Source organism: Curtobacterium sp. PhB25, assembly GCF_004365375.1.
GTDB lineage: Bacteria > Actinomycetota > Actinomycetes > Actinomycetales > Microbacteriaceae > Curtobacterium.
Genome location: NZ_SODR01000009.1, coordinates 95396 through 121630, shown reverse-complemented (window position 1 = coordinate 121630; position 26235 = coordinate 95396). Strand labels below are relative to the sequence as shown.

The following is a 26235-nucleotide window of genomic DNA, read 5'->3' as shown; positions in this document are numbered from 1 at the left end:
GACGAACCACGCGTCGATCACCTCGTGGATCGTCGCAGCATGCACCCGCATCGTGTGCGTGCGCATGTTCCGACAGGACACGCGTCGATCACCTCGTGGAACGTCGCACGATGCACCCGCATGTACCCACGCGCGGCCGCGCACTCGCGCCGCCCCCGCGCCCCCGCGCCCCCGCCCGTCAGCCCGCCGGCACCGCTCCCGCGCGACCACCCGGGGCCGCACCCGCCACCTCGAACGACGCCCCCGGCAAGCGCTTCCGCATCACGTCGATCGCCGCCGGGTTGTCGTCCACCAGCACGTACCGCCGCCCGAGCGCCGACGCCACCGCGCCGGTCGTCCCGCTGCCGGCGAAGAAGTCGAGCACCCAGTCGCCCTCGCGCGAAGAGGCCTGCACGATCCGCCGCAGCACCCCCTCGGGCTTCTGCGTCGGGTAGCCGGTCTTCTCCTTGCCGGTCGGCGACACGATCGTGTGCCACCAGACGTCGGTGGGGAGCTTGCCGCGCTCGCGCTTCTCCGGTGTGACGAGCCCCGGCGCCATGTACGGCTCGCGGTCGACCGCCGACGAGTCGAACCAGTACTGCGACGGGTCCTTTACGTAGACCAGGATCGTGTCGTGCTTGGTCGGCCACCGCGACTTGGACTTGGCGCCGTAGTCGTAGGCCCAGACGATCTCGTTCAGGAACGACTCGCGGCCGAACAGCGCGTCGAGCAGGACCTTCGCGTAGTGCGACTCGCGGTAGTCGAGGTGCAGGTACAGGGTGCCGTCGGTGGTGAGGAGTCGCCAGGCCTCGATCAGTCGGGGTTCGAGGAACGTCCAGTAGTCCTCGAACCGGTCGTCGAACCGCATCAGGTCGCCGCGGACCCGCTCGTAGGTCCGTCCGTGGAACCCCATCACCGGCCCGTCGGCGCTGGGTACCGCGGACGAAGCATGCCGACGCTGGTACCGCCCCGTGTTGAACGGCGGGTCGAGGTACACGAGGGTGAACGTGCCGTCGGCGAGCGCCGGGGTCACGTCGAGGGCGTCGCCGAGGACGACGCGGTCCGGGCCTCGGTCGTCTCCCGTGTGCACGGGACCATTCTGGCGCAGCCAGCGGCGACTCGGCCTCGCGGCGTAGCCTCACCGCATGGCAGCACCCGAGGTCCGCAACGACACCGACAAGCAGCAGTACTCCCTGGTCGAGGACGGCGAGGTCATCGGCTTCGCGGCGTACGAGGTCGACGGCGACGAGATCCGCTTCGTGCACACCGAAGTCGACCCGTCGCACCGCGGTGGCGGGCACGCGTCGATCCTCGTGCAGCACGCGCTCGACGACGTGCGCGACGGCAGCCTCCGGGTCGTGCCGCAGTGCAGCTACGTCCACGCGTGGATCGAGCGGCACCCGGACTACCAGGAACTCACGACGCGCTGACGCGAGCGGCGAGCGGCGAGCGGCGAGCGACCGCCGGCGGTTCAGTACGACCGGTTGTGCGTCCCGACGCGCGCTTCGTGCCGACCGGCGCTCCGCACCGTCGGCACCTTGATGAGCACGCTGCCGCTGAGCAGGTCGTGGTCGTCGTCCGCCGGTGACGGTGCCTCCTTCGGGAGGCGCGACTGCCGTTCGTACTCGGCTTGCGTCTCGTGGCGGGTCGGCGCGAACACCTCGTCGAGCATCCCGCCGATGCCTCCGGATCCGCCGCTGCGCGTGGACTTGTTCGACAGGTCGATCCACCCCACGCGATCGGCGATCCACACCACGACGGCCACGGCGGCCACCGCCCCCAGGAAGATCAACCAGTTCACGCGAGCGACGCTACGTGGACGATCCGGCCACGACATCAGCCGCGCGGGGGATTCTCATGATCCGCACGTGTGGTTCATGGAGTCGGTCGTCACACTGGTCGAGCGGCGGCCGGAGCGTCCCCCCTCTGCTCCGGCCGCCCACCACGAGCTCGCTCAGGGCACCCGCTCGAGCCACTCCTTCGTCGCGAACTTCGTCCGCACCAGCTCCTGCGCCTTCTCGCGCTCGGCATCGGTCACCGCGCCGGGAGTCGCCCCGTACAGCTTCGTGAACGTGCCGATCAGCCGGTCGATGATCTCGGCGCGGGACAGCCCGGTCTGCGAGCGCAGCGGGTCCACGCGCTTCGCGGCCGACGTGGTCCCCTTGTCGCTCATCTTCTCGCGCCCGATCCGCAGGACCTGGACCATCTTCTCGCCGTCCATGTCGTAGCTCATGGTGGCGTGGTGGAGCAGGGACCCGGTGCCGAGGCGCTTCTGCGCAGCGCCGCCGATCTTGCCCTTGGCTGAGGTGATGTCGTTGAGCGGCTGGTAGTACGCGTCGATGCCGAGGGACTTCAGCGCCTCGATCACCCACTCGTCCAGGTACGCGTAGGAGTCCGCGAACGTCATGCCCTGCACCAGGTCGGCGGGGACGTAGAGCGAGTACGAGATGATCGCGCCGGCGTCCATGAACATCGCGCCGCCGCCGGAGATCCGCCGCACCACCTGCACGCCGAACTTCTCGGCACCGGCCGGGTCGACCTCGTTCTTCAGCGACTGGAACGACCCGATGACGACGGCGGGCTGGTCCCACTCCCAGATGCGCAGGGTCGGACCGCGGCGTCCGGCGCCGACTTCTTCGGTCAGCACCTGGTCGAGTGCGAGGTGCTCGTTCGGGCTGATCGGGCCTTCGTGGATGATCTGCCAGTCGTAGTCCTGCCACGACGATGCGCGGGACAGCGCGCGGCGGACGGCGACCCCGACGGACTCGGGTGTGAAGCCGAGCAGCACGGCGTCGGCGGGGAGCGCCCCACGGACGGCCGCGGCGATGCCGGCGGCGTCGGTCGTCGCCGGCAGCCCGTTGACGGCCTCGTCGATGAGCGGCAGCGCGTCGTCGGGTTCGAGGAAGAAGTCGCCGGCGAGCCGGAACTCCTGGATGTTCCCGTCCACCACGTCGAGGTCGACGACGACCAGTTTTCCACCTGGGACCTTGTACTCACCGTGCACGCGTCGAGCCTACGCCCGCCACCTGTCGGACTGGAGGCGCGGGTCGGCGCCGCCACGGGCCTCCCGTCCGCCAGCCGGTACCGTCTCAGGACGCGGCGCGCGCCGTCACCCGGTCCAGCCACGCGACCAGGTCGGCCACGACCTCGTCGCGGTTCGTCTCGTTGTAGACCTCGTGCCGCGCACCCTCGTAGACCTGCACCGTGACGTCGGACAGTCGTCCGCGCCGCCGGTAGGCCTGCGCCAGCCGCTCGACCGACCGCGGCCCCCCGAGCGCGTCGTCGGACCCGACCTGCAGCAGCATGGGCAGGTCGTGCGGGATCCCCCGCCGCGGGACCCCGAGCAGCCGGAGTGTGTCGGGCAGCCCGAACAGGCCGATGACGTCGGCCTCGACGGCGAGCGGGTCGACGGACATCGCGTCGATGATCTTCCGGTCGCGGGTGAGCCACTCGAACTTGGTCGGACCGGAGCCCGCGTGCCGTGCGTTGAGGTCGCCGCTGTTCATCCAGCCGGGCAGCCGGTAGGCCGTGGCGGAGAGCACGACCCCGTCCCACGACTCCGACGAGCTGTTCACGATCCGCTGCGCCATGAGCGAGCCCCACGAGTGCCCGAGCAGCACCAGTGGCACGCCGGGGGTGTCCGCTCGGGCGACCTCCCCCATCTGCTCGACGGCGGCGATCGCGGCGCGCAGTCCGCCGGGGCCGAGCCGACCGAGCTTGGCGTGGTCGCCGTCCCACTGGCCGAGGCCGGTGCGCCCGTGCCCGCGGTGGTCGTTCGCGTGCACGGTGTACCCGGCACGCACGAGGTCCTGTGCCAACGGCTCGTACCGCAGCCCGTGCTCGCCGACGCCGTGCGCGATCTGCACGATGCCCTTGGGGCGCGCCGCTCGCCAGGTCGAGTAGACGATCTCGACGCCGTGGGCGTCGGTGAACGAGGCGTCGCCTCGCGCTGCGGAGAAGGTGGGCACGTGAGCATCTTCGCAGAACCGGGTGACCCAGCACCTGTTCATCCGGCGTTCACGCAGGGGCTTCGGGGCGGGCCTACCGTCCCCGGCATGGACGTCCTCGTCATCGTCGTGCTCGTGATCGTGGTGGCCCTCGTGTTCGACTTCACGAACGGGTTCCACGACACCGCCAACGCCATGGCCACGTCGGTCGCCACCGGGGCGCTCAAGCCCCGGACCGCCGTGCTCATCTCCGCCGTCCTCAACGTGGTCGGCGCGTTCCTCTCCACCGAGGTTGCCAAGACCGTCTCGCAGGGCATCATCCGCGAGGGCCAGGACGGCGTCCACATCTCCCCCACGATGATCTTCGCCGGGCTGGTGGGCGCGGTCCTCTGGAACCTCGCCACGTGGTACCTCGGGCTGCCCTCGTCGTCGACGCACGCGCTGTTCGGCGGGCTGATCGGCGCATCGATCATCGGCGCCGGGCTGAACTCGGTGGACTGGGCGACGGTGGTGTCGAAGGTCGTGCTGCCGGCGCTGCTCTCACCGGTCATCGCCGGGGTCATCGCCCTGGTGGCCACCTACCTGGCGTACGTGCTCACGAAGAACGCCACGACGCACGGTGCGGCGACGGGCTTCCGGCACGGCCAGACCGTCTCGGCATCGCTGGTGTCGCTCGCGCACGGCACCAACGACGCGCAGAAGACGATGGGTGTCATCACCCTGACGCTCATCGCCGCGAACTACCAGGACAGCGGGACCGGCCCGGCGCTCTGGGTGATCCTGGCCTGCGGACTCGCGATCGGCCTCGGTACCTACACGGGCGGCTGGCGGATCATGCAGACGGTCGGCAAGAAGATCTCCGACGTGCAGTCGCCGCAGGGCTTCGCGGCCGAGACGAGTTCCGCCGCGACGATCCTCATCTCGTCGCACCTCGGCTTCGCCCTGTCGACGACGCACGTCACCAGCGGTTCGGTGATCGGGTCCGGGCTCGGCAAGAAGCTCGCCGACGTGCACTGGTCGGTCGTCGGCCGCATCGTCGTCGCGTGGGTGATCACGTTGCCGGCGGCCGCGGTGGTCGGCGGGTTGGCGACCTGGCTCGCCTCGACCTCGGCGGTCGGCCTCGTGCTGGTGGCGGTGCTCGCCCTGGCCGGCGGGCTCACGTTCTACGTCCTCGCCAAGCGCAAGCCGATCTCGCACGACGACGTCGCCGCCGGATCGACCGAACCCACCGACCAGGCCGAGCCGCAGCCGGCCGGCGCGCAGGACTGAGGGGAACGACGATGGAGATCGACTTCACGAGCATCGGCCTGGTCGCGGGCGTCGGCTTCGTGGCCGCGGTGGGCATCGTGCTCGTCTACACGCTCGGCCTGCGGCTGCTCGGCGCCGGGCAGCCGCTCGACACCGGGGGTGAACGCACCCAGTACTCCGAGGAGACCCCGCGGTCCGGGCACACGCCGCCGGCAGCACTGGCGGGTGCCGTCCTGTGCTTCGCGGTCTGTGCGGCAGCCGTGCTCGCTGGCATCTGGCTCACGATCCCCCAGTTCCACTAGCACGTTCCTTCCCATCGCCCCCGCGCTGGGAAGCGGAAACGGGCGTACCTGGTCGAAACTTCCGACCAGGTACGCCCGTTTCGACCAGGTACGCCCGGAACGCCTACGCGACCGACGTCAGTGCGCGGAGTACCCGCCGTCGACCAGGTGGTAGCTGCCCGTGATGAACGAGGCCTTGTCGCTCAGCAGGAAGAGCACGAGCGCGGCGACCTCCTTGTCGGTGCCGAGACGCTTCGTGGCGTGCTCCGCTTCCAGCGCCGAGATGGCCTCGGGCGTCATGGCGTTGCGGAGCAGCGGGGTGTCGATGAAGCCCGGGCCCACGGCGTTGGTGCGGACGCCCTGCGCCGAGTACTCGAGCGCGGCGACCTTGGTCAGGCCGGCCAGGGCGTGCTTCGATGCGACGTACGCGGCGTTCTGCGCGATGCCGACCGTGCCGAGCACCGACGCCATGTTGACGATCGAGCCACCGCCGGCGGCGACCATCGCGGGCAGCTCGTAGCGGAGCCCGTAGAAGACGCCGTCGAGGTCGACCGCACGGACGCGGTCCCAGGCGGCGATGTCGTACTCGCCGATCTTCTGCGGGGCGGCGCCGATGCCGGCGTTGTTCACGGCGAGGTGCAGCGCGCCGTACGTCTCGACGGCGTACTGGACCATGCGCTCGTTGTCGGCGGCGACGGCGGAGTTGGCCTCGAACGCGCTGGCGGTGCCGCCGGCCTCCGTGATCTCGGACGCGACCCGCTGGGCAGCGTCGAGCTTGATGTCGGTGACGACGATCGTGGCACCCGCCGCGGCGAGCTCCTTCGCGACGGACTCGCCGATGCCGCTGCCACCACCGGTGACGATGGCGACCTTGCCCTCGAACTCGGACATGATTCCTTCTCTCTGAACAACACCTGTTGTCCAGGACAACGGTACACCCGAAAACCAGTTCGTTCACTGAACTAATGAGCTAGGCTAACGACCTGTGACCGACGCCACCGACCTCCGCATCGCCGTGAACCGGCTGTCCCGGACGCTCCGCGCGCAGAAGGCCGACACGACCGTCACCGACGCCCAGTTCGCGGCGCTCGCCCGGCTCCACCGCGACGGCGCGATGACCCTCGCCGACCTGAGCCGCCAGGACGGCGTCACCCCGCCCTCGATGACGAAGACCATCGCGGTGCTGGTCGAGCGTGGCCTGGTGTCCAAGGGCGGCCACGACGACGACCGGCGCAAGGTCGTCCTCTGCGCCACCCCGGCCGGGGCCGCGTTCGTCGAGGAGACCCGTCGCCGCCGTGACGGCTGGCTCACCCCGCGGCTCGCCGCACTCACCCCCGTCGAGCGCGCCACCCTCGCCGACGCCACCGAGATCATGAGGAGGTTGGCCCAGCAGTGACCGCCATGTTCCGCTCCCTCGCCGGACGCAACTACCGCATCTGGTTCGCCGGTGCCCTGGTGTCGAACGTCGGTACCTGGATGCAGCGCACCGCCCAGGACTGGATCGTCCTGACCCAGCTCTCCGACAACGACGCCGTCGCGGTGGGGATCACGATGGCGCTGCAGTTCGGCCCGCAGCTGCTGCTCCTCCCCCTGACCGGCCTCGCCGCCGACCGCTTCGACCGTCGCAAGATGCTCATGCTCACCCAGGCACTGATGGGCCTGCTCGGGCTGGGCCTCGGCGTCATGGTCCTCACGCACACCGCCACGCTGCTCGCGCTGTACGGTTTCGCCCTCGCGCTCGGCATCGTCGCCGCGTTCGACACCCCGATCCGGCAGGCGTTCGTCTCCGACGTCGTGCAGGGCGAGAACGTCGCGAACGCCGTCGCACTGAACTCCGCCTCGTTCAACGCCGCCCGCCTGATCGGCCCCGCGGTCGCCGGCGTGCTCATCGCTGCCATCGGCTCCGGCTGGGTGTTCGTCATCAACGCCGGCTCGTTCCTGGCGGTCCTCATCGCCCTGCGCTTCGTCGACCCCGCGCAGCTCGCCGAGCGGGTGCACGCCGGCCGCGGCAAGGGGCAGATCGTCGCCGGCTTCCGGTACGTGCGCACCCGGCCGGACATCATCGTCGTGCTCTGCATGATCTTCGTCGTCGGCACGTTCGGCGTGAACTTCCCGATCTTCACCTCGACGATGGCGCGCGTCGAGTTCCACCAGGGCGCCGGCGAGTTCGGCCTGCTCAACTCGGTGATGGCGATCGGATCGGTGTTCGGCGCCCTGATGTCCGCCCGCCGGGACAAGCCGCGGATGCGCACGCTGGTGCTCGCAGCCGGAGGCTTCGGCCTGGCGTGCACGGCTGCCGCCCTCGCACCCACGTACTGGACGTTCGCGTTCGTCCTGGTGTTCGTCGGACTCGCGGCGCTGACCTTCATGACCACCGCGAACGCCCTGGTCCAGACCACCACCAAGCCCGCGATGCGCGGCCGCGTGATGGCGCTCTACATGGCGATCTTCGCCGGCGGCACCCCGATCGGCGCCCCGATCGTCGGTGCCATCGCGGACGCGTGGGGTCCCCGCTGGGCCATCGCGGTCGGCGCGGCGTCGGGCTTCGTGGCGCTCGCCATCGCGATCGTCTGGCTCGTCCGCTTCCAGCGCCTCCGGCTCCGGTACGACGCGGACACCCGCCTGCACCTCGCGGTCACGCACGCGATGCCGGTGGTCGGCACTCGCGCCTCGCGCGCTGCGCTCCGCCGGGAGCTCGAGCGCGAAGAGGCGGTCGCCGACCGCTCCAGTGCCGTCTGACGCGTCCAGTCCGCGAACGCGACAGATCTCCGAGACGCGGCAGCGTCCATCTCGCGAAAGCGACAGATCTCCGCGAACCGTTGGCGGGGCTCTGACGCTTTCGCGTGGCGGACGGGAGGCACGGGTCGGGCCCGCCACGGGCCTCCCGGCCGTCGCCGGTCCGGTCCAGGGCCGCGATCAGTGCGCGGGTTCGGTCACCGCGAAGACGCGCTCGTCGAGCGCCGCGGTGACACGGTCCGCAGCGGCCGCGAGCCGGTCGCCGGCATCGCCGACGACGCCGAGCGCTGCGTCCGGCGGGACGGCCTCGAGCCGGTCGCGGGCGGCGGAGAACGCCGCAACTTCCTCCGCGACGCAGGACGGAGCCACGTCGGCCAGGCACTCGGCGGCCCGTCGGACGGTGAAGCGCAGCGACCGCGGACTGTGCTCGTCCAGGAGCAGGAACGCCGCGGCGTCGTCCGGCACCGGATGGTGGTCCCGGCCACGCAGGAAGGCCTCGCCCGCACCGCAGGACCGGAGCGCCGCCGTCCACGAGGTGACCGAGTCCGGTTCGAGCAACCCCGAGGCGAGCAGCCGGGCGGTCGAGGCGACCCGGGTCAGGGAGCGGCCCAGGGTGAAGAACTCCCAGACCTCGTCGCGACTGGCGTCCCCTTCGACCACGCCGATCGCAAGGGCGCTGCGTTCCCGAGCCCAGCCGAGGAACTCGTGCGCGCGGCCCGGGGCGATCTTGCGCGGCATGCGCGAACGGGTGACGTCGAGGCAGTCCCAGAGTTCGCTCGAGACGACCTCGCGGGCTCGACGGGCGTGGTCCCGCGCGACGGCGACCGCGGCGGCGATGGACGCCGGCTCGTGGCGGTCCAGCGCCAGGGCGTCGATGGTCGCGGACCGGTCGGCGTCGTTCGCCGGTCCGGCGGTCCCCACCACCGAACGGAGCTCCGCGGCGACGGCCCGGTCGTCCTCGACGGTGCCGGGTTCGCGTCGGGCGACGTAGACGTCGAGCAGGCGTGCGACCACGTCGGTGCGCTCGACCGCGCTCCCCACGTGGAAGACGTTCCCCGCGAGTCGGCTCAGCACGGCTGCTCCTGCATCCCCAGAACCTAACCAGCGGGCGTTGCGGGAGTGTTTCGGAGCCGCGTCACGGGTGTTGCAGTGTCCGATGTCCGCGCACGGGCCTGGGTCTCCGCCGCGATACCGACCCCTCGCTAGACAATCTAACTAGAGCGTCTAGCATTGCAGGATGACGTCCGAGGTCCTGACCAGCACCGCGGGGTTCTGGTACGAGGACTCCCCGGTCACCGCCGTCGACGTCCTGAACGCCCTGCGCCGGTACCGCACCGCCGAGAGCGCCGCGCAGCGTCGGGCTCGTGAAGCCCTGGGGATCGGCGAGAACGCGCTTCTCGCACTGCGGGTCCTCATCGACGCCGAGCACGACGGCCGGACCGTCAACGCGAAGGACCTGGCCGAGCGCCTCGAGATCACGGCGGCGTCGACCTCGGCACTCGTCGACCGGCTGGTCCGCAGCGGCCACGTCGAGCGGCACCAGGACCCGATCGACCGCCGCGGCGTGATCCTCACCGCCACGGGGACGTCGATGGGCCATGCCCTGCGCGTGATCGAGGAACTCGACGCCCGTGCCCTCGAGGTCACCGAGCACGTGCCGTCCGACGAGATGGCCGTCGTCGTGGACTTCCTCGACGAGATGGTCCGCGTGGTCGACGACGTCGACGCAGGCGCCCGCACGCTCCGCCGCGCGTAACCTGCTGTCCATGGACCCTCGCGGCACGCACGACCCCGAGGACGACATGCCGTTCGCCGAACTCGACTCGCGGGCCCGCGCCGACGCCGCACTCCGACGGATCCAGGGCGGGGCCGATCCGGCGCGCGAGGCCTTCGACCTGGCGAACACCATGAACGACGAGGCCGTGGGGCGGCTCACGGCACGGCTGCGACGGTTCCTCCGCCGCGACTGACGCGTCGACTCGCGCGCCGACTCGCGCGCCGACTCGCGCGCCGACTCGCGCGCCGACTCAGAAGGCGGTGCCGACCGCCGCGATGTCGTCGCCGCCGTGCCCGGCTGCGCTCGCGTCGGCGTAGACCCGCCCCAGGGCGTCGAGGAGCGTGGTGGACACGTCGTTCGCCCGCGCGGCCTCGGCGATCAGCCCGATGTCCTTCCGCAGCCCGTCGAGCGCGAACTGTGCCGGGAACTCCCCCGCGATGATCGCCGCGCCCTTGGTGTGCGCGTAGGCCGAGTCGCTCGCGCTGCCGTCGATCGCGTCGAGGAACAGCTGCGGATCGAGCCCGAGCGCCGCGGCGAGGGCGAGCGACTGCCCCGTGGCCGCGGTGATCGAGGCGATCCAGGCGTTGGCCGCGAGCTTGAGCGCGGTCCCGTCGCCGACCCGCTCGCCGGCGCGGATGGTCTTCGCGCCGATCGCGTCGAGCACGGGGACGACGCGGTCGACCTGGTCGGCGGGGCCGGCCGCCAGCATGGTGAGCTTCCCCTGCTCCGCCGGGGCCTTCGTGCCGAGCATCATCGCTTCGACCAGGGTGATGCCGTACTTCGCGGCGAGCTGCACGACGGTCTCGGTGCCGTCGACGCCGATCGTGGACGCCTGGATCCACACGGCGTCGGTCGGAGCGTCGCCGGCGGCCTGTTCGAGCACGTCGACCACGGCGTCGGTGTCGAAGAGGGTCAGGAGGACCACCTCGGCGTGCTCGACGGCGGTACCCGGGTCCGTGGCGACCGTCGCACCGTGCTCACCGAGCGGCGCGGCCTTGTCGGCACTCCGGTTCCAGACCGTGACCTGGTGCCTCTCGCGCAGCAGTGATCCCGCCACGCCGGCACCCATCGCCCCGGTCCCCAACACCGTCACTCGCACGTGCGTCTCCGTCCTGCCACGGCTCGGTGCCCCGGCGTTCCCGACGCTACGCGCTCGACCGTCGTCGCTGTCAGAGGAGCCCGCGGGCCTGCAGCCAGGTGGCCGGATCGACCGGGACCCCGCCGACGATGACCTCGAAGTGCAGGTGCGCCCCGGTGGAGACGCCGGTGTTGCCGACGGCGCCGAGGCGTTGACCGGCCGACAGGACCTGACCGGGTCGCACCCCGATCGCCGACAGGTGGCCGTACCGGGTCTGGGTGCCGTCGGCGTGCTGGAGCAGGACCTGGTTGCCGTAGCCGCCGAGGACCCCGGCGGAGACGACGCTGCCGGGCATCGCGGCGACGACGGTGGTGCCGATCGGAGCCGCGAAGTCGATGCCCTGGTGGTTCGTCGTGCAGGCGGAGCACCCGGTCACCCAGCGCGAGCCGAACCCACCGGCGGCCGGCACGTTCCCCGCGGTGGGGCGGGCCGCGGCATCCGACGAGCCGACGGCGGTCGCACGTGCCTGCGCGGCGGCAGCCCTGCCGATGGAGAAGCCGTCGCGGTCGACGGAGAGCCGGGCGGAGCCGTCGGCGACGAACTGCTGCACGCCGAGCACGGGGCTACTCGGCGACGGGGTCGATGCCATCGCGGTCTGCGGGGAGCCGACGGCGACGAAGAGACAGGTCACCGCGGCGGTCGCCGTCGCGGGCAAGGCGCGGCGGACGGAACTGCGGAAGGAGGAGGGGGAAGCCGGGGTGGCGGAAGGGGGAGCCACCACCCCGGCGGCTCTGGGGGCGTCCGGACGCGTGCCGTGCCCAGCACGGCGCCGCTCGGACGCTTCGGGTCGGCGAGTACGGGAGCGGTTCGCGGCCCGCCGCTCGGCACCGCGCGGGCGCAGCGGGAGGCCGTCAGCGGGCGTCGTCATCGCTCGGGGACCGCCGGGCTCAGACGCGGACGACGCCGTCGCGGGCGATCCGGTCGAGTTCGGTCGCGACGGCGTCGACGACCGCTCGGGTGATGGCGTCGGCGACGGTCTCGACCAGGACGAGCTGCTCGGGCTGCACGCGGAGCTCGGTGACCACCGACGGGGTGACGCGGACCGTGATGTCGTCGATCGCGGCGACGAGGGCCGCGGGCACGAGGGTCGAGTCACCGGCACGGACGGGAGCGGTCATCGGTGAGGTCGGTGCGGGCGCTGCGGCCGCGCGAGCCGGGGTCGGAACCGGTGCCGGGACGACGTGGGCCTCGGGCTGGTCGCGTCGCTGGGCGATGGAGTCGAAGAGCGGGGTGGAGGACATGCTGCTGACCGTCCGATCTGAGTCGTGGTTGCGGGCCGTTGTCGGGCGACCCGTCGGGGATGCGTGCCGTGCGGCACGTCCCTCATTCAACCATCGATATTTCAGATGTGCAATAGTGACCGAACAGATCGCGATCAGTCGGGGTCGACGGCAGCCGCGGTCGGGTCGTCGGGCTGCAGTGCCCGCTTGACCCGCTCGACGATCGTCGCCGGCGGGTTGTTGTACGTGTTCGCCGGCTCCTGCCCGCTGAGCTCCTGGATCGCGGTCATCACCGCATCGGTCGCGTGACGGCGCGCGCGTCCGGACGATGCCTCACCGAACGAGGACAAGTCGATCGGCTTCCCGAACTCGATCGTCACCTTCGCGAGCTTCGGCAGCTTCGAGCCGACGGGCTGCACGTCCTGCGTGCCCGTCAGCGCCACGGGCACCACGGGCGCGCCGCTCGTCAGTGCCAGCCAGGCCACACCCGTGCGGCCCTTGTAGATCCGGCCGTCCAGGGAGCGGGTGCCCTCCGGGTAGATCGCGAAGGCCTCGCCCTCGTTCAACCGCGCGAGCCCCAGGTCGAGCGCCTGCTGTGCCGCGGCCCCCGCACCGCGCTCGACGCCGATCGCACCGATGCCGCCGAAGAACGCCCGCGACACCGCGCCGCGGAACCCGGTGCCGGTGAAGTACTCCTGCTTCGCGAGGAAGGCGACCTTCCGCGGTGCCATCAACGTGATCGCCGGGGAGTCGATGAAGGAGCGGTGGTTGCTCGCGAGGATCACCGGTCCGCGCCTGGGGACGTTGCGGCGTCCGATGATCTTCGGTCGCCAGAGCATCCGCGCGAGCGGTGTCACCACTGCGCGGCTCAGCACGGTGGCGAACTTGGTCGAACCGGACACCGGGCCTCCTCGTCGTGACGGCGAACTCCCGAGTGTAATCACGCCTGCGAGCAGTACATGCCCACGGCGGCATGCGCGTCCGACCGTGGGGTCAGTCGGCCTCGGACGCGACGACGTCGAGCACCGCGCGGCCGTACCGCTCGAGCTTCGCGGCACCGACCCCGGAGATCTCGGCGAGCTGGTCGACGTCGGACGGACGCACCGCCGCGATGCCGCGGAGCGTCGCGTCGTTGAACACCACGTACGCCGGCACACCCTGCTCGCGCGCCTGGGCTGCACGCCAGACCCGGAGGGCCTCGAACAGGCCGACCGCCTGCTGGGGCATGTCGGTGACGACGGTCCGGCGGGACGACCGGCTCGCCCGCGGCGCCTTCACCGGATCGCGACGCATCCGCACCTGGACCTTGCCGGTCAGGACCTCGGCGCTCGTCGGGCTGAGGACGACCGTGCCGAACCCGTCGCCCGAGACCGCGGCGTAGCCCTGCGCGAGCAACTGCCTGGCCACAGCGCGCCACTCACCGTCGGACAGGTCGGAACCGATGCCGAAGGTCGCCAGGGACTCGTGCTGCAGTTCCTGCACCCGCGGTGACTGCTTGCCGACCAGGATGTCGACGAGATGGGCGACGCCGTACCGCTGACCGCGCTCACGCTCGAGCCGGACGACCGTGGACAGCAGCTTCTGCGCGGGCACGGTGCCGTCCCACGACTCGGGCGGGGCGATGCACGTGTCGCAGTTGCCGCAGGCCGTGGACGGCTGCCCGAAGTACGCCAGGAGCCGCACCCGGCGGCACTCGATCGTCTCGCACAGGCTCAGCATGGCGTCGAGGTGGGCGCTGAGCTGCCGACGGTGTGCGGCGTCGCCCTCGGACTGGTCGATCATCCGTCGCTGCTGCACGACGTCGTTCAGGCCGTACGCCAGCCACGCGGTCGAGGGCAGGCCGTCGCGCCCGGCACGACCGGTCTCCTGGTAGTACCCCTCGACCGACTTCGGCAGGTCGAGGTGCGCCACGAACCGGACGTCGGGCTTGTCGATGCCCATGCCGAAGGCGATCGTCGCGACCATGACGATGCCGTCCTCGCGCAGGAAGGTCGACTGGTTGCGCGCACGCACCCGGGCGTCGAGCCCTGCGTGGTACGGCAGCGCCTGGATGCCCTGTTCGGCCAGTGCGGTGGCGGTCCGCTCGACCGACTTGCGCGACAGGCAGTAGACGATGCCCGAGTCGCCGCTGTGCTCGGTGCGGATGAAGGTGAGGAGCTGCTGCAGCGCGCCGGTCTTCGGTTCGATGCGGTACTGGACGTTCGGGCGGTCGAAGTCGGCGACGAAGTGTGCGGCGTCGTCGAGGCCGAGCCGCGCCGAGATCTCCTGGTGGGTCTGCGGGGTCGCCGTGGCCGTGAGGGCGATCCGGGGCACGGTCGGCCAGCGCTCGTGCAGGACGCTCAGCTCGAGGTAGTCCGGCCGGAAGTCGTGGCCCCACTGGGCGACGCAGTGCGCTTCGTCGATGGCGAACAGCGACACCCGCGCCCGGTCGAGGAGCGCGCGCGTGGACTCGAGCCGGAGCCGCTCGGGCGCGAGGTAGAGCATGTCGACCTCGCCCTGGACGACCGCGCGCTCGACCCGGGCACGCTCGTCGGGCCCCTGCGTCGAGTTGAGGAAGGCGGCACGCACCCCGTTCGCCGCGAGGGCGTCGACCTGGTCCTGCATGAGCGCGATGAGCGGCGACACCACGACCCCGACGCCGTCGCGTACGAGCGCGGGCACCTGGTAGCAGAGCGACTTGCCACCGCCGGTGGGCATGAGCACCAGGGCGTCACCGCCGGCGACCACCTGGTCGATGATCGCCGCCTGCTCGCCACGGAAGTCGTCGTAGCCCCACACGCGGTGCAGGACGTCGAGCGCGGCGGCTCGCGAAGCAGACACGGCGGCGGGCGCGGGCGTGGTGCTCATGCCACGAGCCTACGGGCGACCGGCGACACCCACGGCACTGTCCACAGCGGCACGGTCCACAGCAGCTGCGTCGACATCGTTGGCGTTAGCCGGCGCGACGGCCCAGCCCGTGCCCGCCGGGCCGAGCCAGCGCTTGCCACCCGCCCACACCGGCGGCGTCCCGCGGAACCGCGGCGCCTGGTGCCCGGCGAACGTCCGGTCGAGCTTCCGCCACCACGCCAGGACCTCGACCATGCCCCAGAACGCGAGCGAGGTGCCGAGGGTGACGAGCCAGCCACCGAGCGTGCCGTTGGCGTCCGAAGACGCCAGGTCGATCCCCGACCAGCCCGGCGCCTGCAGCACGAAGATCATGATGTTGTTGAAGGCGTGCTGCAGCACGGTGGCCTCGAGACCGCCGGTGCGGAGCACGATGATCGCCGCGATCAGGCCGAACGAACCGACGTCGAGGATGCCCCAGACGTTGTAGCCGTTCGGGATGTGCAGCACCGCGAAGACGACGGTCGACACCGCGACGGCGATGATCGTGCCGGTGCGTCGCGGGATCCACGAGGCGATCGTCTGCATGAGGAAACCGCGGAAGATGAACTCCTCGGCCGCGCCCTGGAACGGGACGAGCAGCACGACGAGGACGAGCGTGAGCGTGAGGGTGCCGAGGGAGACCGACGACTGCCCGATCGCGGCGTGGTCCCAGCCGAAGCCGCCGTCGAACGTGAACATCCCGCTGGTCTGCACGAGGAACATCACCACGGCGATGACGAGGGTCGGCAGCACGCACCACGCCGTCCACGCCCACCGCACCCGGAAGCGCGTCGACGTCAGGATCGCGCCGGGCCCGAGCCGTGCGACCTTTACCGCCAGCAGGATGCCGGGCAGCAGGACGACCAGCGACACCAGGGTCAGCGACAGGATCAGCGGATCGGTCGGGTCCAGGGCTCCGCGCTGCAGGTCGTCGAGCAGGTCGTACAGGCCGGACTCGCCCCCGACCGCCGCGACCGGGACGAAGTACGCGACGGTGAGGAGCACCTGCGAGGCGAGGTACCAGCCCGCCAGGAACGCGAGGGCGACCAGCGGGCGCCACCACCTCCATCGTGCGTCGACACGGGTCAGGCGGTGGTAGGGAACACTCACGCCCCGCAGGCTACCGGGCCGGGCAGGATGGGACCCGTGCTCACCGTGCTGTTCGGCCTGACCGGAGCCGTCGTCTACGGTTTCGCCGACTTCCTCGGCGGGCTCGCCTCGCGGCGCATCCGTCCGGTGGCGGTCACCGCCGTCGCCGCGGCGATCGGGATCGTGCCGCTGCTGATCGGTCTGGCCGTGCTCGGGGGCACGCCGTCGTGGGCGGGCACCCTCTGGGGCGCCGTCGCCGGACTGTCCGGCGCGGTCGGGGTCCTGTTGCTCTACGCCGCGTTGGCGATCGGCCCGATGAGCGTGCTGTCCCCCCTGACCGCGGTGTTCGCCGCCGTCGTCCCGGTCCTGGTGGCCGTGGCCCGCGGGACCGTCCTGTCACCGCTGGCCGTCGCCGCGGTGGTCGTGGCCGTCGTCGCGGTGGTGCTGGTGGCGGCCGTGCGGGACACCTCGGGTGCACGACTCACCGTGCGTGGGGTCGTCGCGGCCGCGGTCGCCGGGTGCGGGTTCGGCGGGATCGTGCTGGCGTACGACGCGACACCGCCCGGCGCGGGCATCCACCCGCTCGTGGTCGCGCGGGTGCTGCAGACGGTGCTGCTGGGTGCGGCGGCGCTCGTGGTGACGGTGCGTGCCGGGCGCGGGGCGCGGTCTGGAGGCGCGGCAGACCCCGCAGCGTCGGTCGGCGTCGCAGGGTCTGCCGTGCCTCCAGGGCGCTGGTGGCCGCCGCGTCTGCTGCTGACGGTCGCGGCGTGCGGCGTCCTCGACGCCCTGGCGAACGTGTGCATCCAGGCGGGGCTGCACGCGAGCGACGACCCGGGCACCCTGCCCGTCGTGAGCGTGCTCAACGCGCTCTACCCCATCGGCACGGTCGTGCTGGCCGGGGTGGTGCTGCGGGAGCGGTTGACCGCGCCGCAGTGGATCGGCATCGCGCTGGCGTTCATCGCGTCGGTGGGCCTGGCCCTGGCGTGACCGGACGACTCAGACGTCGGGGATGAGTCGCTTGCCGAGCGACACGGTGCGGTCGTCGGAGTACCCGAGGGACTCGTAGAAGCCGAGCACCCGCTCGTTGCCGGCACGGATCTGCAGGTTCACCTTCGGGCAGCCGAGGTCGGTGAGCAGCCGCTCGAACTCGGCCATCAGTGTCCGGCCGAGACCGGAGCCCTGCAGGTCCGGCTGCACGGCGAGGTAGTTGACCCAGCCGCGGTGCCCGTCGAAACCGGCCATCCCCGCGGCGACGACGGCGCTGCTCTCCGACTCCGCCACCAGGAAGAGCTCGGGCTGGACCGTGGCCTTGCGCGCGATGTCGCGGCGGGGTCGTTCCACGGGCGGACGAGACCGCACGATTCCCAGAGGGCGACGACCGCGTCGGTGTCGTCGGCGCGGAACGGGCGGATCCGGTACTCCATCCCCCCACGTTACGGGGTGTGGAGAACGTCGTCACCGGACCGTCGTCGTGATCTGATAGACCTGTCCGACCGACCAGCCGATCAGGAGCCCCGTGACCGCACACGACACCATCCCGTCGCGCCGCAGCGCGCGGGACGACGACGGCGGCAGACGGTCCGGGCGCCGTTCCCCCCGGCGACGGCAGACGGTCGGTGGCGCGATCGTCTCGCTCATCGCCGAACTGCTCATCATCGCGGGTGCCGGCACCGGGCTGTACGTGGTGTGGACCGCGTGGTGGACGGACGTCGTGGCGGTCAACGAGCAGTCGAAGCTCGTCGAGGGGCTCGACCAGCTGAAGACCCCGGACGGGGCCGGAACCGAGCACCGCGGCACCGCACCTGTGCTCGCCGAGCCACCGGATCTCTCCGACGTGTTCGGCACGATGCAGATCCCCCGCTTCGGCAAGGACTACAACCGGCCGATCGGCGAGGGCACGGACCGTGAGAAGGTCCTCAACACCATCGGGCTCGGGCACTACCAGGACACCGCGATGCCCGGTGCTCCCGGCAACTTCGCCGTCGCCGGGCACCGCGTGACCTACGGCAAGCCGCTCAACCAGATCGCGGAGCTCAAGAAGGACGACTCCGTCGTCGTGCGGGTCACCGACGCGAAGGCGAAGTTCGACGTCTGGTACGTCTACAAGGTCACCGACAGCCAGATCGTCACGCCGGACCACATCGAGACGATCGCGCCGGTGCCGAACAAGCCCGGAGTCGACCCCTCGCCGTCGGACCGCTGGCTGACCCTGACCGCGTGCCACCCGATGTGGTCGGCAGCCGAACGGTTCGTCACGCACGCGAAGCTCGACTACTGGATGCCCGCTTCCGAGGGCACCCCGAAGGAACTCTCGGAGACGGCCAAGTGATCTTCCCCCTCGTCTGGCGGCTGCTGCCCGGCCCCACGTTCCTGAAGATGCTCGAGCTGCTCGTGCTGCTCGCCGCGATCGTGTTCGTCCTGTTCCAGTGGGTGTTCCCGTGGATCGCGGCGGACATCCTGCCGCCGCCGGACGGCACCGTGGAGTCCACGCCGACCCCGTGACGGGTTACACCCGGAACCAGGACCGGCGCCGGACGGCAGGCGGCGTCAGACCGTTGTCGTCACCTGCGAGCCGCCGGCCGCGGTGCGACGCACGGCGATCCGCTCCGGGATCCGCTGCTTGAGTTCCTCGACGTGGCTGACGATGCCGACCTGCCGTCCACCGGCGGTCAGTCGCGACAACTGCCCGATGACGTCGTCGAGGGTCTCCGGGTCGAGCGTGCCGAACCCCTCGTCGACGAAGAGCGTGCCGAGCGAGACGCCACCGGCCTCGGCTTGCACGACGTCGGCCAGCCCGAGCGCCAGGCACAGCGACACGGTGAACGTCTCGCCGCCGGACAGGCTGCGGGGGTCCCGCACGGTGTCGGTGGAGTGGTCGTGCACGGCGAGTGCCAGGCCGGTCCGGCGTGCCCGTGACCCGGACTCCCGCTCGTCCGAGGTCTCGAGCGTGAACCGCCCCGCGAGCATCGCCCGGAGTCGGTCGTTGGCCGCGGCGACGACGTCCTCGAACCGGCGCATGAGCACGTAGGTGCCCAGGGTGATCCCCGTCGGGTTCGCCGCGGTGACCCCGTTCGCGATGTCGGCGAGCCGGACCACGGCGCGGCTGCGTGCCGACGTCTCGTCACGGGCACGGGTCGCCCGGGTGACCTCGGTCGCGCACCGGTCGACCGCGTCGGCACGGTCGGCCGCGGAGACGGTGACCGCGGCGGCCTCGTCGAGTGCGGCGGCAGCGCGCTGGCGTCCGGCCCGGGCGCCGTCGAGGTCGAGGCGTTCCGCGGAGTCGTCCGCCGCGGCGACCACGGCGGGTTCGGCCAGACCGGCCACGACGACGGCCCGCTCGGCCTCGGCCGCACTGATCAGCGCCCGCAGCCGGTCGGTGCTGTCGGGTTCGAGCCGTCCGGCCCGCGCTGCGGCGACGTCGGCGAAGTCCTGGTCGTCGAGGACCCGGTCGACCTCGGTACGGCGGTCGTCGCGGGCACGGGTCGCGGCGGCCACCCGTTCGTCGGCCTGCACGACCGCGCGGTACGCCTCGAGTCGCTCGTCGAGGAGCTCGACGGCTGTCCGGAGCGTCGCGGGACGCTCGTCGAGGAGTGCTCCGAGCCGCTCGAGCGCCGCGGCCACGGTGCCGAGGTCGGTGTCGAGCCGCTCGGCGTCGGCCAGCGCGGTCGAGACCAGGACGGTCCGCCGTGCGTCGAGGTCGTTCCGCTCGCGCTGGAGCCGTCCGGTCGTCGTGTCGTGCTCCGCCCGCTGCCGCTCGTGCTGCAGGACGAGCGCGGCAGCGTCGTGCGCGGCCCGGACCCGTTCGTCGGCGGCCGCGGTCAGGGCGTCGAGCGCGGCGGTGTCGACCGTGCCGACGACGTCGACGAGCCGCTGGTGTTCGGCACGTTCGACCGCCAGGTCCGACGCGGCGTCGGCGAGGTGCTGGTCCGCTCGGCGAGTGGCGTCGCCGGCGGCGTCGACGGCCGCGGTCGTGGGGTGGTCGTCCTGCGGGGTCGCCACCGACGGGTGCGCCGTCGACCCGCAGACCGGGCACGGGTCGCCGGCCGTGAGCGCCGCCCCGAGTTCTCCGGCGAGCCCGGCGATCCGGCGTTCGCGGAGTGCCCGCTCGGCCGTGAGGGCGTCGGTCGCCGACCGGCGCGCGGCAGCGACGGACTGCTCGGCCGTGGCGACCCGCTGCGCCACGTGGTCGCGCGCCACGAGGTCGGCTCGGAGGGACCGGATCCGGGTGACCTCGTGCGCGGCGGCGTCCGAGTCGGCTGCCGTGCGGGCCGCGGTGCGTGCGGCCTCGACGATGCGGGCCCGCTCGGTGGGACGGGCGTCGAGTGCGGCGTCGCGTTCGAGCAGCTGCTCGGCGATCTGCTCGGCGTCCGCGGTGGCCCCGGCGATGGTGGACCGACGGGCAGCGGCGCCGTCCTCGACCGCGACGAGGTGCCGGACGGCCGACAGGTCGTCGGCCAGGGCGTCGCGTCGCAGCACGACGGCGTCGGCGTCGGCGGTGATCCCGTGGCGGTCACGCAGCGACCGGGCCGCCGCAGTGGTCTCGTCGGCGCGCATGACTGCGGCGTCGAGTCCGTCGGCCACGGCGGTCACCCGGGCGGCGCGTTCGCCGAGTGCGAGGGCCGACCGGGCGGCGTCGACGGCGGGGGCGTCGTCGTCGAGCGCGGCCCGTCGCACGAGCAGTCCCGCGCGTCGTTCGAGGGCGGTCGCACGCGCCGTGACCGCCTGTTCGTGCTCGGCAGCGGTCGTCGCCGCCGCGGCTGCTGCAGCACGGACGGCGGCAGCGGCATCGGCCGCCGCACGGACCGACGCCACCGTCGACGGCACGACGGTCTCGTCGGCGTCGTCGAGACCGGCGGCCTGGGCGAAGCGGTTCAGGGCATCACGCACGCGGTCGTCGGCACCGTCGACCTCGGCCTGCACGGCACGGCGCCGCGCGGCGAGTTCGTCGGCCGTGCGGTCGTAGACCTGCGTGCCGAACAGGGACTGCAGGAGCTTGCGGCGCTCTTCGCCCGGGGACCGCAGGAACCGTGCGAACTCGCCCTGCGGCAGCACCACGGTCTGCAGGAACTGCGCGCGGTCGAGCCCGACGATGCGGCCGATCTCGACGCCGACCTCGGGGATGCGTGACGACATCGGTTCGCCGGCGACGTCGGACGGGTTCGCCAGACGGAAGAGCTGCACGGACGCCTGCTGCTTGACGGTGCCGGTCCCCCGTTGCTTCGGGCGGTCGTACTGCGGGGTGCGGCGGACCCGGTAGGTCCCTGCGCTGGTCTCGAAGACGAGCTCGACGAACGGCTCCACCGCGGGGTCGGCGTGCTGGCTGTGCAGCCGGTCGGAACTGGCGTCGGACCCGGCGAGCCCGCCGTACAGGGCGAACACGACGGCGTCGATGATGGTCGACTTGCCGGAGCCCGTCGGCCCCTCGAGCAGGAACACCCCGGAGGCCGCGAGCGCTGCGAAGTCGATGGACACCAGGTCGGGGTAGGGCCCGATGGCGCGGAGTTCGAGTCGGTGCAGGTACATCAGCGGTCCCCCTCGCGCTGCAGCGCCAGCACAGCGGCCTCGTGCGCCTCGGTCAGGACGGCGTGTTCGTCGTCGTCCGGGGCGGCACCGGTGGCGAAGGCCACGAAGTCGGCTGCGACCTCGACCGGGTCGGACGTCGCCGTGACCGCACGGGCCACCGAGGCCGGACCGCGGTCGGCGGGTTCGTGCGTGATCGCCAGCGCGTGCGGGAAGTGGTCCTTCACCCGGGCGTACATGCGCTCGGGGTGCACCGTGTCGGTCACGGCCACCCGCACCCAGGCGTCGGCGTCGGCCCGGAAGACCCCGGACTCGATGTCGTCGATGCTCCCGCGCACGTCGACCAGGCGGCGCGGCACGGGAGCGGGCACGAGTTCGACCGAGACGCCACCGGCCGCGTCGAGCTCGGCGATCGTCACCGACTTCTGCTGGTGCCGCTCGCCGAACGAGAACGCCAGCGGTGAGCCGGCGTACCGGATCCGTCCACCGTCGCCGACCCGCTGCGGGCCGTGCAGGTGCCCGAGGGCGACGTAGTCGAAGCCGTCGAAGACCGACTCGGCCACCCGGTCGACACCGCCGACGCGGATGTCCTGCTCGCTGTCGCTCGGGTCCGCCCCGCCGACGAAGGCGTGTGCGACGACGACGCTGCGGGTACCGCCGCGCAACGCGAGGTCGGACCGGATCCGCTCGGTGGCGGCGTGCACGACGGCGTGGTGCGACCGCGCGAGGGGCTCGTCCGGCACGTCGGCCAGTGCGTAGCGGGTGAGGTCGGGGTGCAGGTACGGGATGCCGTAGACCGCCACCGGGCCGTCGGCGTCGTTGACGAGCACCGGGTCCGCGATCCGGGCGGGTTCGGCCAGGATGCGGACGCGGCGGTCCATCACACCGGCGCCGAAGCCCAGGCGTGCGGCGGAGTCGTGGTTGCCGGGCGTGAGCACCACGGTCGCCGTCTCGGCCAGGCGTTCGAGCACCCGGGACAGCATCCGGACCGCGTCGATCGGCGGGATCGCCCGGTCGTACACGTCACCGGCGATCACGACCAGGTCGACGGAGCGGTCCCGCACGAGGTCGACGAGCCAGTCGGTGAACGCCGCCTGGTGCTCGAGGAGGTCTGCACCGAGCAGCGTGCGGCCGAGGTGCCAGTCGCCGGTGTGCAGGATGCGCATGCGGACACGGTAACGCCGGCCGGGGACATCGCCGGACGGCCGCGCGCCGCCTGTGGAGAACTCAGGGCACGCAGCTCGCCGACGCCAGGCCGAGGACCGAGACGACCCGCACCTTCACGGTCGGGGTGCTGGTCGCGGTCCAGTTGTTGCCGAGGTTCGTGCGGAGGTTCAGCGTGTAGGTCGTGCCCAGGTCGAGCAGGCCCGCCCCGCCGTAGACGAGCGAACGTTGTCCAGCGGTCGTGGCGGTCGCGAGCTGGGTCGACCCGTTCATGAGGTCGAACGAGTTCGGCACGGTGGGGTCCGTGTAGGTCCAGGTGATCGTCACGGTGCTCGACGACGCGGCCGTGCAGGTCAGCGTGGGGACACCGGTGGCCGTGCCCGCCGTGAAGTTCGAGACGGGGTTCACGGTCGTCCGCGACCACGGCACGGCAACCGCCTGCGCCGGCACGAGCACGCCGATGCTCCCCGCGATGACGAGGACCGCCGCCGCACCGCCGAAGCGGCGCAGCCGCTGCACGCGACGCTCGTGCACCCGGAGCGAGCGACGGGTGACGACGGTGGTCCCGCCGGACGGGAGGCGCGTGGCGGCGTCGTCCCGCGCCTCCCGTCCGGCATCGGTACCGTCCGACGGCCCGTCACCCGACCCGTGGGCGGTGTCGCCCCCGTCCGAGCCGTCGGCGTCGTCGTCGTCGATCGCCGTGAGGCGGCGGAGCGACCCGTCGACCGTGCAGAGCGCCAGCAGCGCGGTCAGGCCGAGTGCGAGCACGACGACCCTGACCCATTCCCCCTGCCGGAGCCACAAGATCGGCGCCCCGACGAACGGGATGCGCAGGAAGGCGACCCCGTGCACGGCCGAGCGTTCGAGCGGTGTGGAGTCCTGCTGCGGGTTCGCGTCGCCCTTGGTGACCAGGGTGCCTCCCGGGCCGTCCTCGACGTAGCGGTGCATGCGGAGGTGACCCGGCTGGTCCGGGTCGTCCGCGAGCAGGATCTTGCCCGTCCGGACCTCACCGGACGCGACCGGGCGCGAGACGACGACGTCCCCGGGCGTGAGGCGCGGCTCCATCGACCCGGTCATCACCGTCGTCGGTTGCCAGCCGATCAGCGCGGGGGCTGCCGCCCACAGGGCGAGGCCGAGGAGGGTCGCGACCACACCGCGTGCAACGGTGCCGACGACGACGCGCCCCCAGTCGACGACGTCACGGAGCACGGCGTGCGGTGTGGGACCACCGTGCACTGCGATGCTGCTCATGACTGCCTTCGACCGGGGGCGCGTTCTCGGGGGTGGTGACCGAGGCGGGCTCGGGCCGAGCCCCGGTCACCGGGTGGGGAGGGCTCCCGGCTCAGCTGTTCTGGGCCTCCCAGGTGAGGCCGAGGGACGCGGTGCCGCCCTGCACCGTGTTCGGCGCGGTGCTCGAGACCGTGTAGGTGAAGCGGTAGACGCGCGACTCGGACGCGGACCCGGTCGGGGCCCAGGTGCCGAGGCCGGTGGCGAAGTTCGTCGAGCCGGTGCCGAACGCGGCGAGGGTGCCGTTGTAGAGCGTTCCGCTGGTCGCGGCCGGGGTGAAGCCGGTGCAGGAGCCGAAGCCACCGCCGGTGCCCTGCTCGACCTGCAGGTTGATGTTGCCCGAGAGGTTGTTCGTGGTGGCCGGGTTCGTGCCGTACAGCTTCACGGTCGAGGCCAGCGAGCCGGTCGACGTGACCGTGATGCAGTTGGCGCCGGTGGAGCCGGGCTTGAGGCCCGTCGCGGTGAAGAGCGCGGTGTTGTTGTCGTCGTCGGTGAGGGCGACGCTGCCGGCGGTCCAGTTGCTGGTCGGGTTGACGGTGGTGGCCGAGAACGCCGAGTAGGACGCGGTCGAGACGACGACACCCGAGGCGACGAGGGCGGCGGGGATGGCGATCCAGGCCGCGAGACGGGCGGCGCGAGGGGTGACACGAGACATTGCGGGAGCTCCTGATCCGGAAACGGTGGCGCCGTGGTCGCGGTGGTTGGTCGCGTCGGTGCCGTGGTGTTTGCTACGACGATCAAGTTACTTTTCCGCCGAGCAACTCACAAGGGAAGGAACCACCCCGTGCTGGGGGTATCTTGACGAGTGAGATACTTGTTGACTGAGTCTTCCCACCCCCTGCCGAGAAGAGCCGCCGATGACGGACACCACCCAGCCCGTCCTGCCCGACACCCTGCCGCCCGCGCCCGTGTCGCCGACCGTCTCCGTGCCGGAGCGCGTGGACTCGGACACCGACCTCGCGAAGCTCCTCACCGCCTTCCGCCTGCTCCAGACGCAGCACGCCCGCGTCCTGCACCACGAGAGCGTCGTGCGCGGGCTGAACGCCACCGACACCCGCTTCGTGTTCTTCCTGGCCGCGGCCGACGGCGAGGGGATCACGCCGAAGCAGGCCGGCGAGTACCTCGAGCTCACCACAGGCGCCATGACCTCGCTCGTCGACCGGCTCGAGCAGCGCGGACACCTCGAGCGCCGCCCGAACCCGCAGGACCGTCGCAGCGTCCTGCTGCACCTCACGGCCTCGGGCGCCGAGGTGGCCCGGCAGATCGGCGCCGTCTACTCGGACGCCTTCCGCGAGGTCGTCGCCCCCGCCGACCGGGTCCGCCTCGCCGCCGCGTTCGCCGGGCTCGGCGACGCCCTGGACCGCCACTCGCGCGCGGAGACCGCAGCCCGCTCAGCGTGACGGTCGGCGCGACGATCTGCGTGACCTCGCGTGTCGGGGCGCGCGCGTAGCGTGGTGCGCATGACACCGTCCGAAGTCCTGATCGAAGCGTTCTCCCGCGTCCCCGAGACCGTCGAACGTGCCGTCGACGGCCTGTCCGAGGACCAACTCGCAGCGCGTCCGGCCGCCGGGGCGAACACCCTGGCGTGGCTCGCGTGGCACACCGCCCGTGGGCAGGACGTCCAGATCGCCGACCTCGCCGGCACCGCGCAGGTGTGGACCGCCGACGGCTGGTACGAGCGGTTCGGCCTGCCGTTCCCGGCCGAGGCCCTCGGCTACGGCATGTCCCGCGACGACGTCGGTCGCGTGCGTGCTTCGGCCGAGCTGCTCACCGGGTACCTGCGTGCCGTCCACGACCGCACCGTCGCGTACCTCGGCACGCTCGGCCCGGACGACCTCGACCCCGTGGTCGACGACGCGTGGGACCCGCCCGTCACCGCCGGTGCCCGGCTCGTGAGCATCCTCGACGACTGCACGCAGCACGCCGGCCAGGCCGGTTTCGTGCGCGGGTTGCTGTTCTTCAACCGCTGACGCGGTCGCGCGCA

The 26235-nt window shown here is 72.1% G+C and carries 29 protein-coding genes; 12 read left to right on the top strand and 17 right to left on the bottom strand.

Annotation, left to right across the window (positions count from 1 at the left end):
• Positions 1-178 precede the first annotated feature (178 nt).
• The gene (locus tag EDF51_RS16625; protein WP_207896266.1) at positions 179-1069 is read right to left on the bottom strand and encodes a site-specific DNA-methyltransferase; all 891 of its coding nucleotides are present in this window, start codon (positions 1067-1069) and stop codon (positions 179-181) included.
• A 55-nt stretch (positions 1070-1124) separates the two neighbouring features.
• On the opposite strand from EDF51_RS16625, the gene EDF51_RS16620 reads away from it, so the two are divergent.
• Positions 1125-1409, top strand: coding sequence for a GNAT family N-acetyltransferase (locus EDF51_RS16620; protein WP_131846964.1), 285 nt, complete (start codon positions 1125-1127; stop codon positions 1407-1409).
• A 41-nt stretch (positions 1410-1450) separates the two neighbouring features.
• Here the strand turns inward: EDF51_RS16620 and EDF51_RS16615 are convergent, their stop codons facing one another.
• From EDF51_RS16615 to EDF51_RS16605, 3 genes are all read right to left on the bottom strand, one after another.
• The gene (locus tag EDF51_RS16615) at positions 1451-1780 is read right to left on the bottom strand and encodes a hypothetical protein (RefSeq protein WP_131846963.1); all 330 of its coding nucleotides are present in this window, start codon (positions 1778-1780) and stop codon (positions 1451-1453) included.
• 153 nt (positions 1781-1933) lie between these two features.
• Entirely contained in the window at positions 1934-2983 is a 1050-nt protein-coding gene (locus EDF51_RS16610) for a biotin/lipoate A/B protein ligase family protein (RefSeq protein ID WP_131846962.1), read from the bottom strand.
• Between the two features lie 85 nt (positions 2984-3068).
• Positions 3069-3947, bottom strand: a complete 879-nt coding sequence (locus EDF51_RS16605) for an alpha/beta hydrolase (RefSeq protein ID WP_131846961.1) — start codon at positions 3945-3947, stop codon at positions 3069-3071.
• 87 nt (positions 3948-4034) lie between these two features.
• Between EDF51_RS16605 and EDF51_RS16600 the strand changes: the two genes are divergently transcribed.
• Positions 4035-5195 carry an inorganic phosphate transporter gene (locus tag EDF51_RS16600; protein ID WP_131880780.1) on the top strand — a complete coding sequence of 387 codons (1161 nt, stop codon included), beginning with the start codon at positions 4035-4037 and terminating at the stop codon, positions 5193-5195.
• 11 nt (positions 5196-5206) lie between these two features.
• Positions 5207-5476 carry a hypothetical protein gene (locus EDF51_RS16595; protein WP_131880778.1) on the top strand — a complete coding sequence of 90 codons (270 nt, stop codon included), beginning with the start codon at positions 5207-5209 and terminating at the stop codon, positions 5474-5476.
• A gap of 117 nt (positions 5477-5593) precedes the next feature.
• Here EDF51_RS16595 and EDF51_RS16590 read toward each other — a convergent pair whose 3' ends face one another.
• On the bottom strand, positions 5594-6346 hold the full coding sequence (locus EDF51_RS16590; RefSeq protein WP_131880776.1) for a glucose 1-dehydrogenase: 753 nt from the start codon (positions 6344-6346) through the stop codon (positions 5594-5596).
• 94 nt (positions 6347-6440) lie between these two features.
• Here EDF51_RS16590 and EDF51_RS16585 point away from each other — a divergent pair, with 94 nt between their 5' ends.
• Both EDF51_RS16585 and EDF51_RS16580 read left to right on the top strand, forming a co-directional pair.
• Positions 6441-6851: a MarR family transcriptional regulator gene (locus tag EDF51_RS16585; RefSeq protein WP_111085532.1), complete on the top strand. Its 411-nt coding sequence runs from the start codon at positions 6441-6443 to the stop codon at positions 6849-6851.
• The gene (locus tag EDF51_RS16580) at positions 6848-8194 is read left to right on the top strand and encodes an MFS transporter (RefSeq protein WP_347812850.1); all 1347 of its coding nucleotides are present in this window, start codon (positions 6848-6850) and stop codon (positions 8192-8194) included. Before EDF51_RS16585 ends, EDF51_RS16580 begins: the two co-directional genes overlap by 4 nt.
• Before the next feature lie 177 nt (positions 8195-8371).
• Here the strand turns inward: EDF51_RS16580 and EDF51_RS16575 are convergent, their stop codons facing one another.
• Positions 8372-9265 carry an alpha-E domain-containing protein gene (locus tag EDF51_RS16575; RefSeq protein ID WP_165901469.1) on the bottom strand — a complete coding sequence of 298 codons (894 nt, stop codon included), beginning with the start codon at positions 9263-9265 and terminating at the stop codon, positions 8372-8374.
• A 163-nt stretch (positions 9266-9428) separates the two neighbouring features.
• Here EDF51_RS16575 and EDF51_RS16570 point away from each other — a divergent pair, with 163 nt between their 5' ends.
• Complete coding sequence (locus EDF51_RS16570; RefSeq protein ID WP_123340168.1) at positions 9429-9947, top strand: MarR family transcriptional regulator; 519 nt, start codon at positions 9429-9431, stop codon at positions 9945-9947.
• Between the two features lie 10 nt (positions 9948-9957).
• Entirely contained in the window at positions 9958-10161 is a 204-nt protein-coding gene (locus EDF51_RS16565) for a hypothetical protein (protein WP_131846957.1), read from the top strand.
• A 57-nt stretch (positions 10162-10218) separates the two neighbouring features.
• Here the strand turns inward: EDF51_RS16565 and EDF51_RS16560 are convergent, their stop codons facing one another.
• From EDF51_RS16560 to EDF51_RS16535, 6 genes are all read right to left on the bottom strand, one after another.
• On the bottom strand, positions 10219-11055 hold the full coding sequence (locus EDF51_RS16560) for an NAD(P)-dependent oxidoreductase (protein WP_131880834.1): 837 nt from the start codon (positions 11053-11055) through the stop codon (positions 10219-10221).
• Positions 11056-11137: 82 nt separating this feature from the next.
• Positions 11138-11737, bottom strand: a complete 600-nt coding sequence (locus EDF51_RS16555) for a M23 family metallopeptidase (RefSeq protein ID WP_131880772.1) — start codon at positions 11735-11737, stop codon at positions 11138-11140.
• 256 nt (positions 11738-11993) lie between these two features.
• Positions 11994-12347 (bottom strand): hypothetical protein, encoded by a 354-nt coding sequence (locus EDF51_RS16550; RefSeq protein WP_123937550.1) that lies wholly within the window; start codon positions 12345-12347, stop codon positions 11994-11996.
• A 134-nt stretch (positions 12348-12481) separates the two neighbouring features.
• A complete protein-coding gene (locus tag EDF51_RS16545) occupies positions 12482-13228 on the bottom strand; it encodes a lysophospholipid acyltransferase family protein (protein ID WP_131880770.1) in 747 nt (248 codons plus the stop codon).
• 91 nt (positions 13229-13319) lie between these two features.
• Positions 13320-15173 carry a DNA helicase RecQ gene (recQ, locus tag EDF51_RS16540; protein ID WP_131880768.1) on the bottom strand — a complete coding sequence of 618 codons (1854 nt, stop codon included), beginning with the start codon at positions 15171-15173 and terminating at the stop codon, positions 13320-13322.
• A 9-nt stretch (positions 15174-15182) separates the two neighbouring features.
• Positions 15183-16301, bottom strand: a complete 1119-nt coding sequence (locus tag EDF51_RS16535) for a CPBP family intramembrane glutamic endopeptidase (RefSeq protein WP_131880766.1) — start codon at positions 16299-16301, stop codon at positions 15183-15185.
• A 36-nt stretch (positions 16302-16337) separates the two neighbouring features.
• On the opposite strand from EDF51_RS16535, the gene EDF51_RS16530 reads away from it, so the two are divergent.
• The gene (locus EDF51_RS16530) at positions 16338-17267 is read left to right on the top strand and encodes an EamA family transporter (protein ID WP_165932408.1); all 930 of its coding nucleotides are present in this window, start codon (positions 16338-16340) and stop codon (positions 17265-17267) included.
• 9 nt (positions 17268-17276) lie between these two features.
• Here the strand turns inward: EDF51_RS16530 and EDF51_RS16525 are convergent, their stop codons facing one another.
• Positions 17277-17621, bottom strand: a complete 345-nt coding sequence (locus EDF51_RS16525) for a GNAT family acetyltransferase (RefSeq protein WP_243837148.1) — start codon at positions 17619-17621, stop codon at positions 17277-17279.
• Between the two features lie 175 nt (positions 17622-17796).
• Between EDF51_RS16525 and EDF51_RS16520 the strand changes: the two genes are divergently transcribed.
• Together EDF51_RS16520 and EDF51_RS20015 are read left to right on the top strand one after the other, a co-directional pair.
• Positions 17797-18609 carry a class E sortase gene (locus EDF51_RS16520; protein WP_243698110.1) on the top strand — a complete coding sequence of 271 codons (813 nt, stop codon included), beginning with the start codon at positions 17797-17799 and terminating at the stop codon, positions 18607-18609.
• Positions 18606-18782 (top strand): hypothetical protein, encoded by a 177-nt coding sequence (locus EDF51_RS20015; protein WP_165932402.1) that lies wholly within the window; start codon positions 18606-18608, stop codon positions 18780-18782. The genes EDF51_RS16520 and EDF51_RS20015 overlap by 4 nt, the downstream gene beginning before the upstream one ends.
• A 45-nt stretch (positions 18783-18827) precedes the next feature.
• On the opposite strand, the gene EDF51_RS16515 is transcribed toward EDF51_RS20015, so the two are convergent.
• The 4 genes from EDF51_RS16515 to EDF51_RS16500 form a co-directional block, all read right to left on the bottom strand.
• Positions 18828-21803, bottom strand: a complete 2976-nt coding sequence (locus EDF51_RS16515; protein WP_134195708.1) for an SMC family ATPase — start codon at positions 21801-21803, stop codon at positions 18828-18830.
• On the bottom strand, positions 21803-22966 hold the full coding sequence (locus EDF51_RS16510; protein WP_131880758.1) for an exonuclease SbcCD subunit D: 1164 nt from the start codon (positions 22964-22966) through the stop codon (positions 21803-21805). The genes EDF51_RS16515 and EDF51_RS16510 overlap by 1 nt, the downstream gene beginning before the upstream one ends.
• A 61-nt stretch (positions 22967-23027) precedes the next feature.
• Complete coding sequence (locus EDF51_RS16505; RefSeq protein ID WP_123937541.1) at positions 23028-24215, bottom strand: S24/S26 family peptidase; 1188 nt, start codon at positions 24213-24215, stop codon at positions 23028-23030.
• A gap of 91 nt (positions 24216-24306) precedes the next feature.
• Complete coding sequence (locus EDF51_RS16500) at positions 24307-24906, bottom strand: hypothetical protein (protein WP_111085548.1); 600 nt, start codon at positions 24904-24906, stop codon at positions 24307-24309.
• A gap of 202 nt (positions 24907-25108) precedes the next feature.
• On the opposite strand from EDF51_RS16500, the gene EDF51_RS16495 reads away from it, so the two are divergent.
• Both EDF51_RS16495 and EDF51_RS16490 read left to right on the top strand, forming a co-directional pair.
• Positions 25109-25651, top strand: coding sequence for a MarR family transcriptional regulator (locus tag EDF51_RS16495; RefSeq protein ID WP_123937540.1), 543 nt, complete (start codon positions 25109-25111; stop codon positions 25649-25651).
• Between the two features lie 60 nt (positions 25652-25711).
• Positions 25712-26221, top strand: coding sequence for a DinB family protein (locus EDF51_RS16490; protein ID WP_123293670.1), 510 nt, complete (start codon positions 25712-25714; stop codon positions 26219-26221).
• Positions 26222-26235 lie beyond the last annotated feature (14 nt).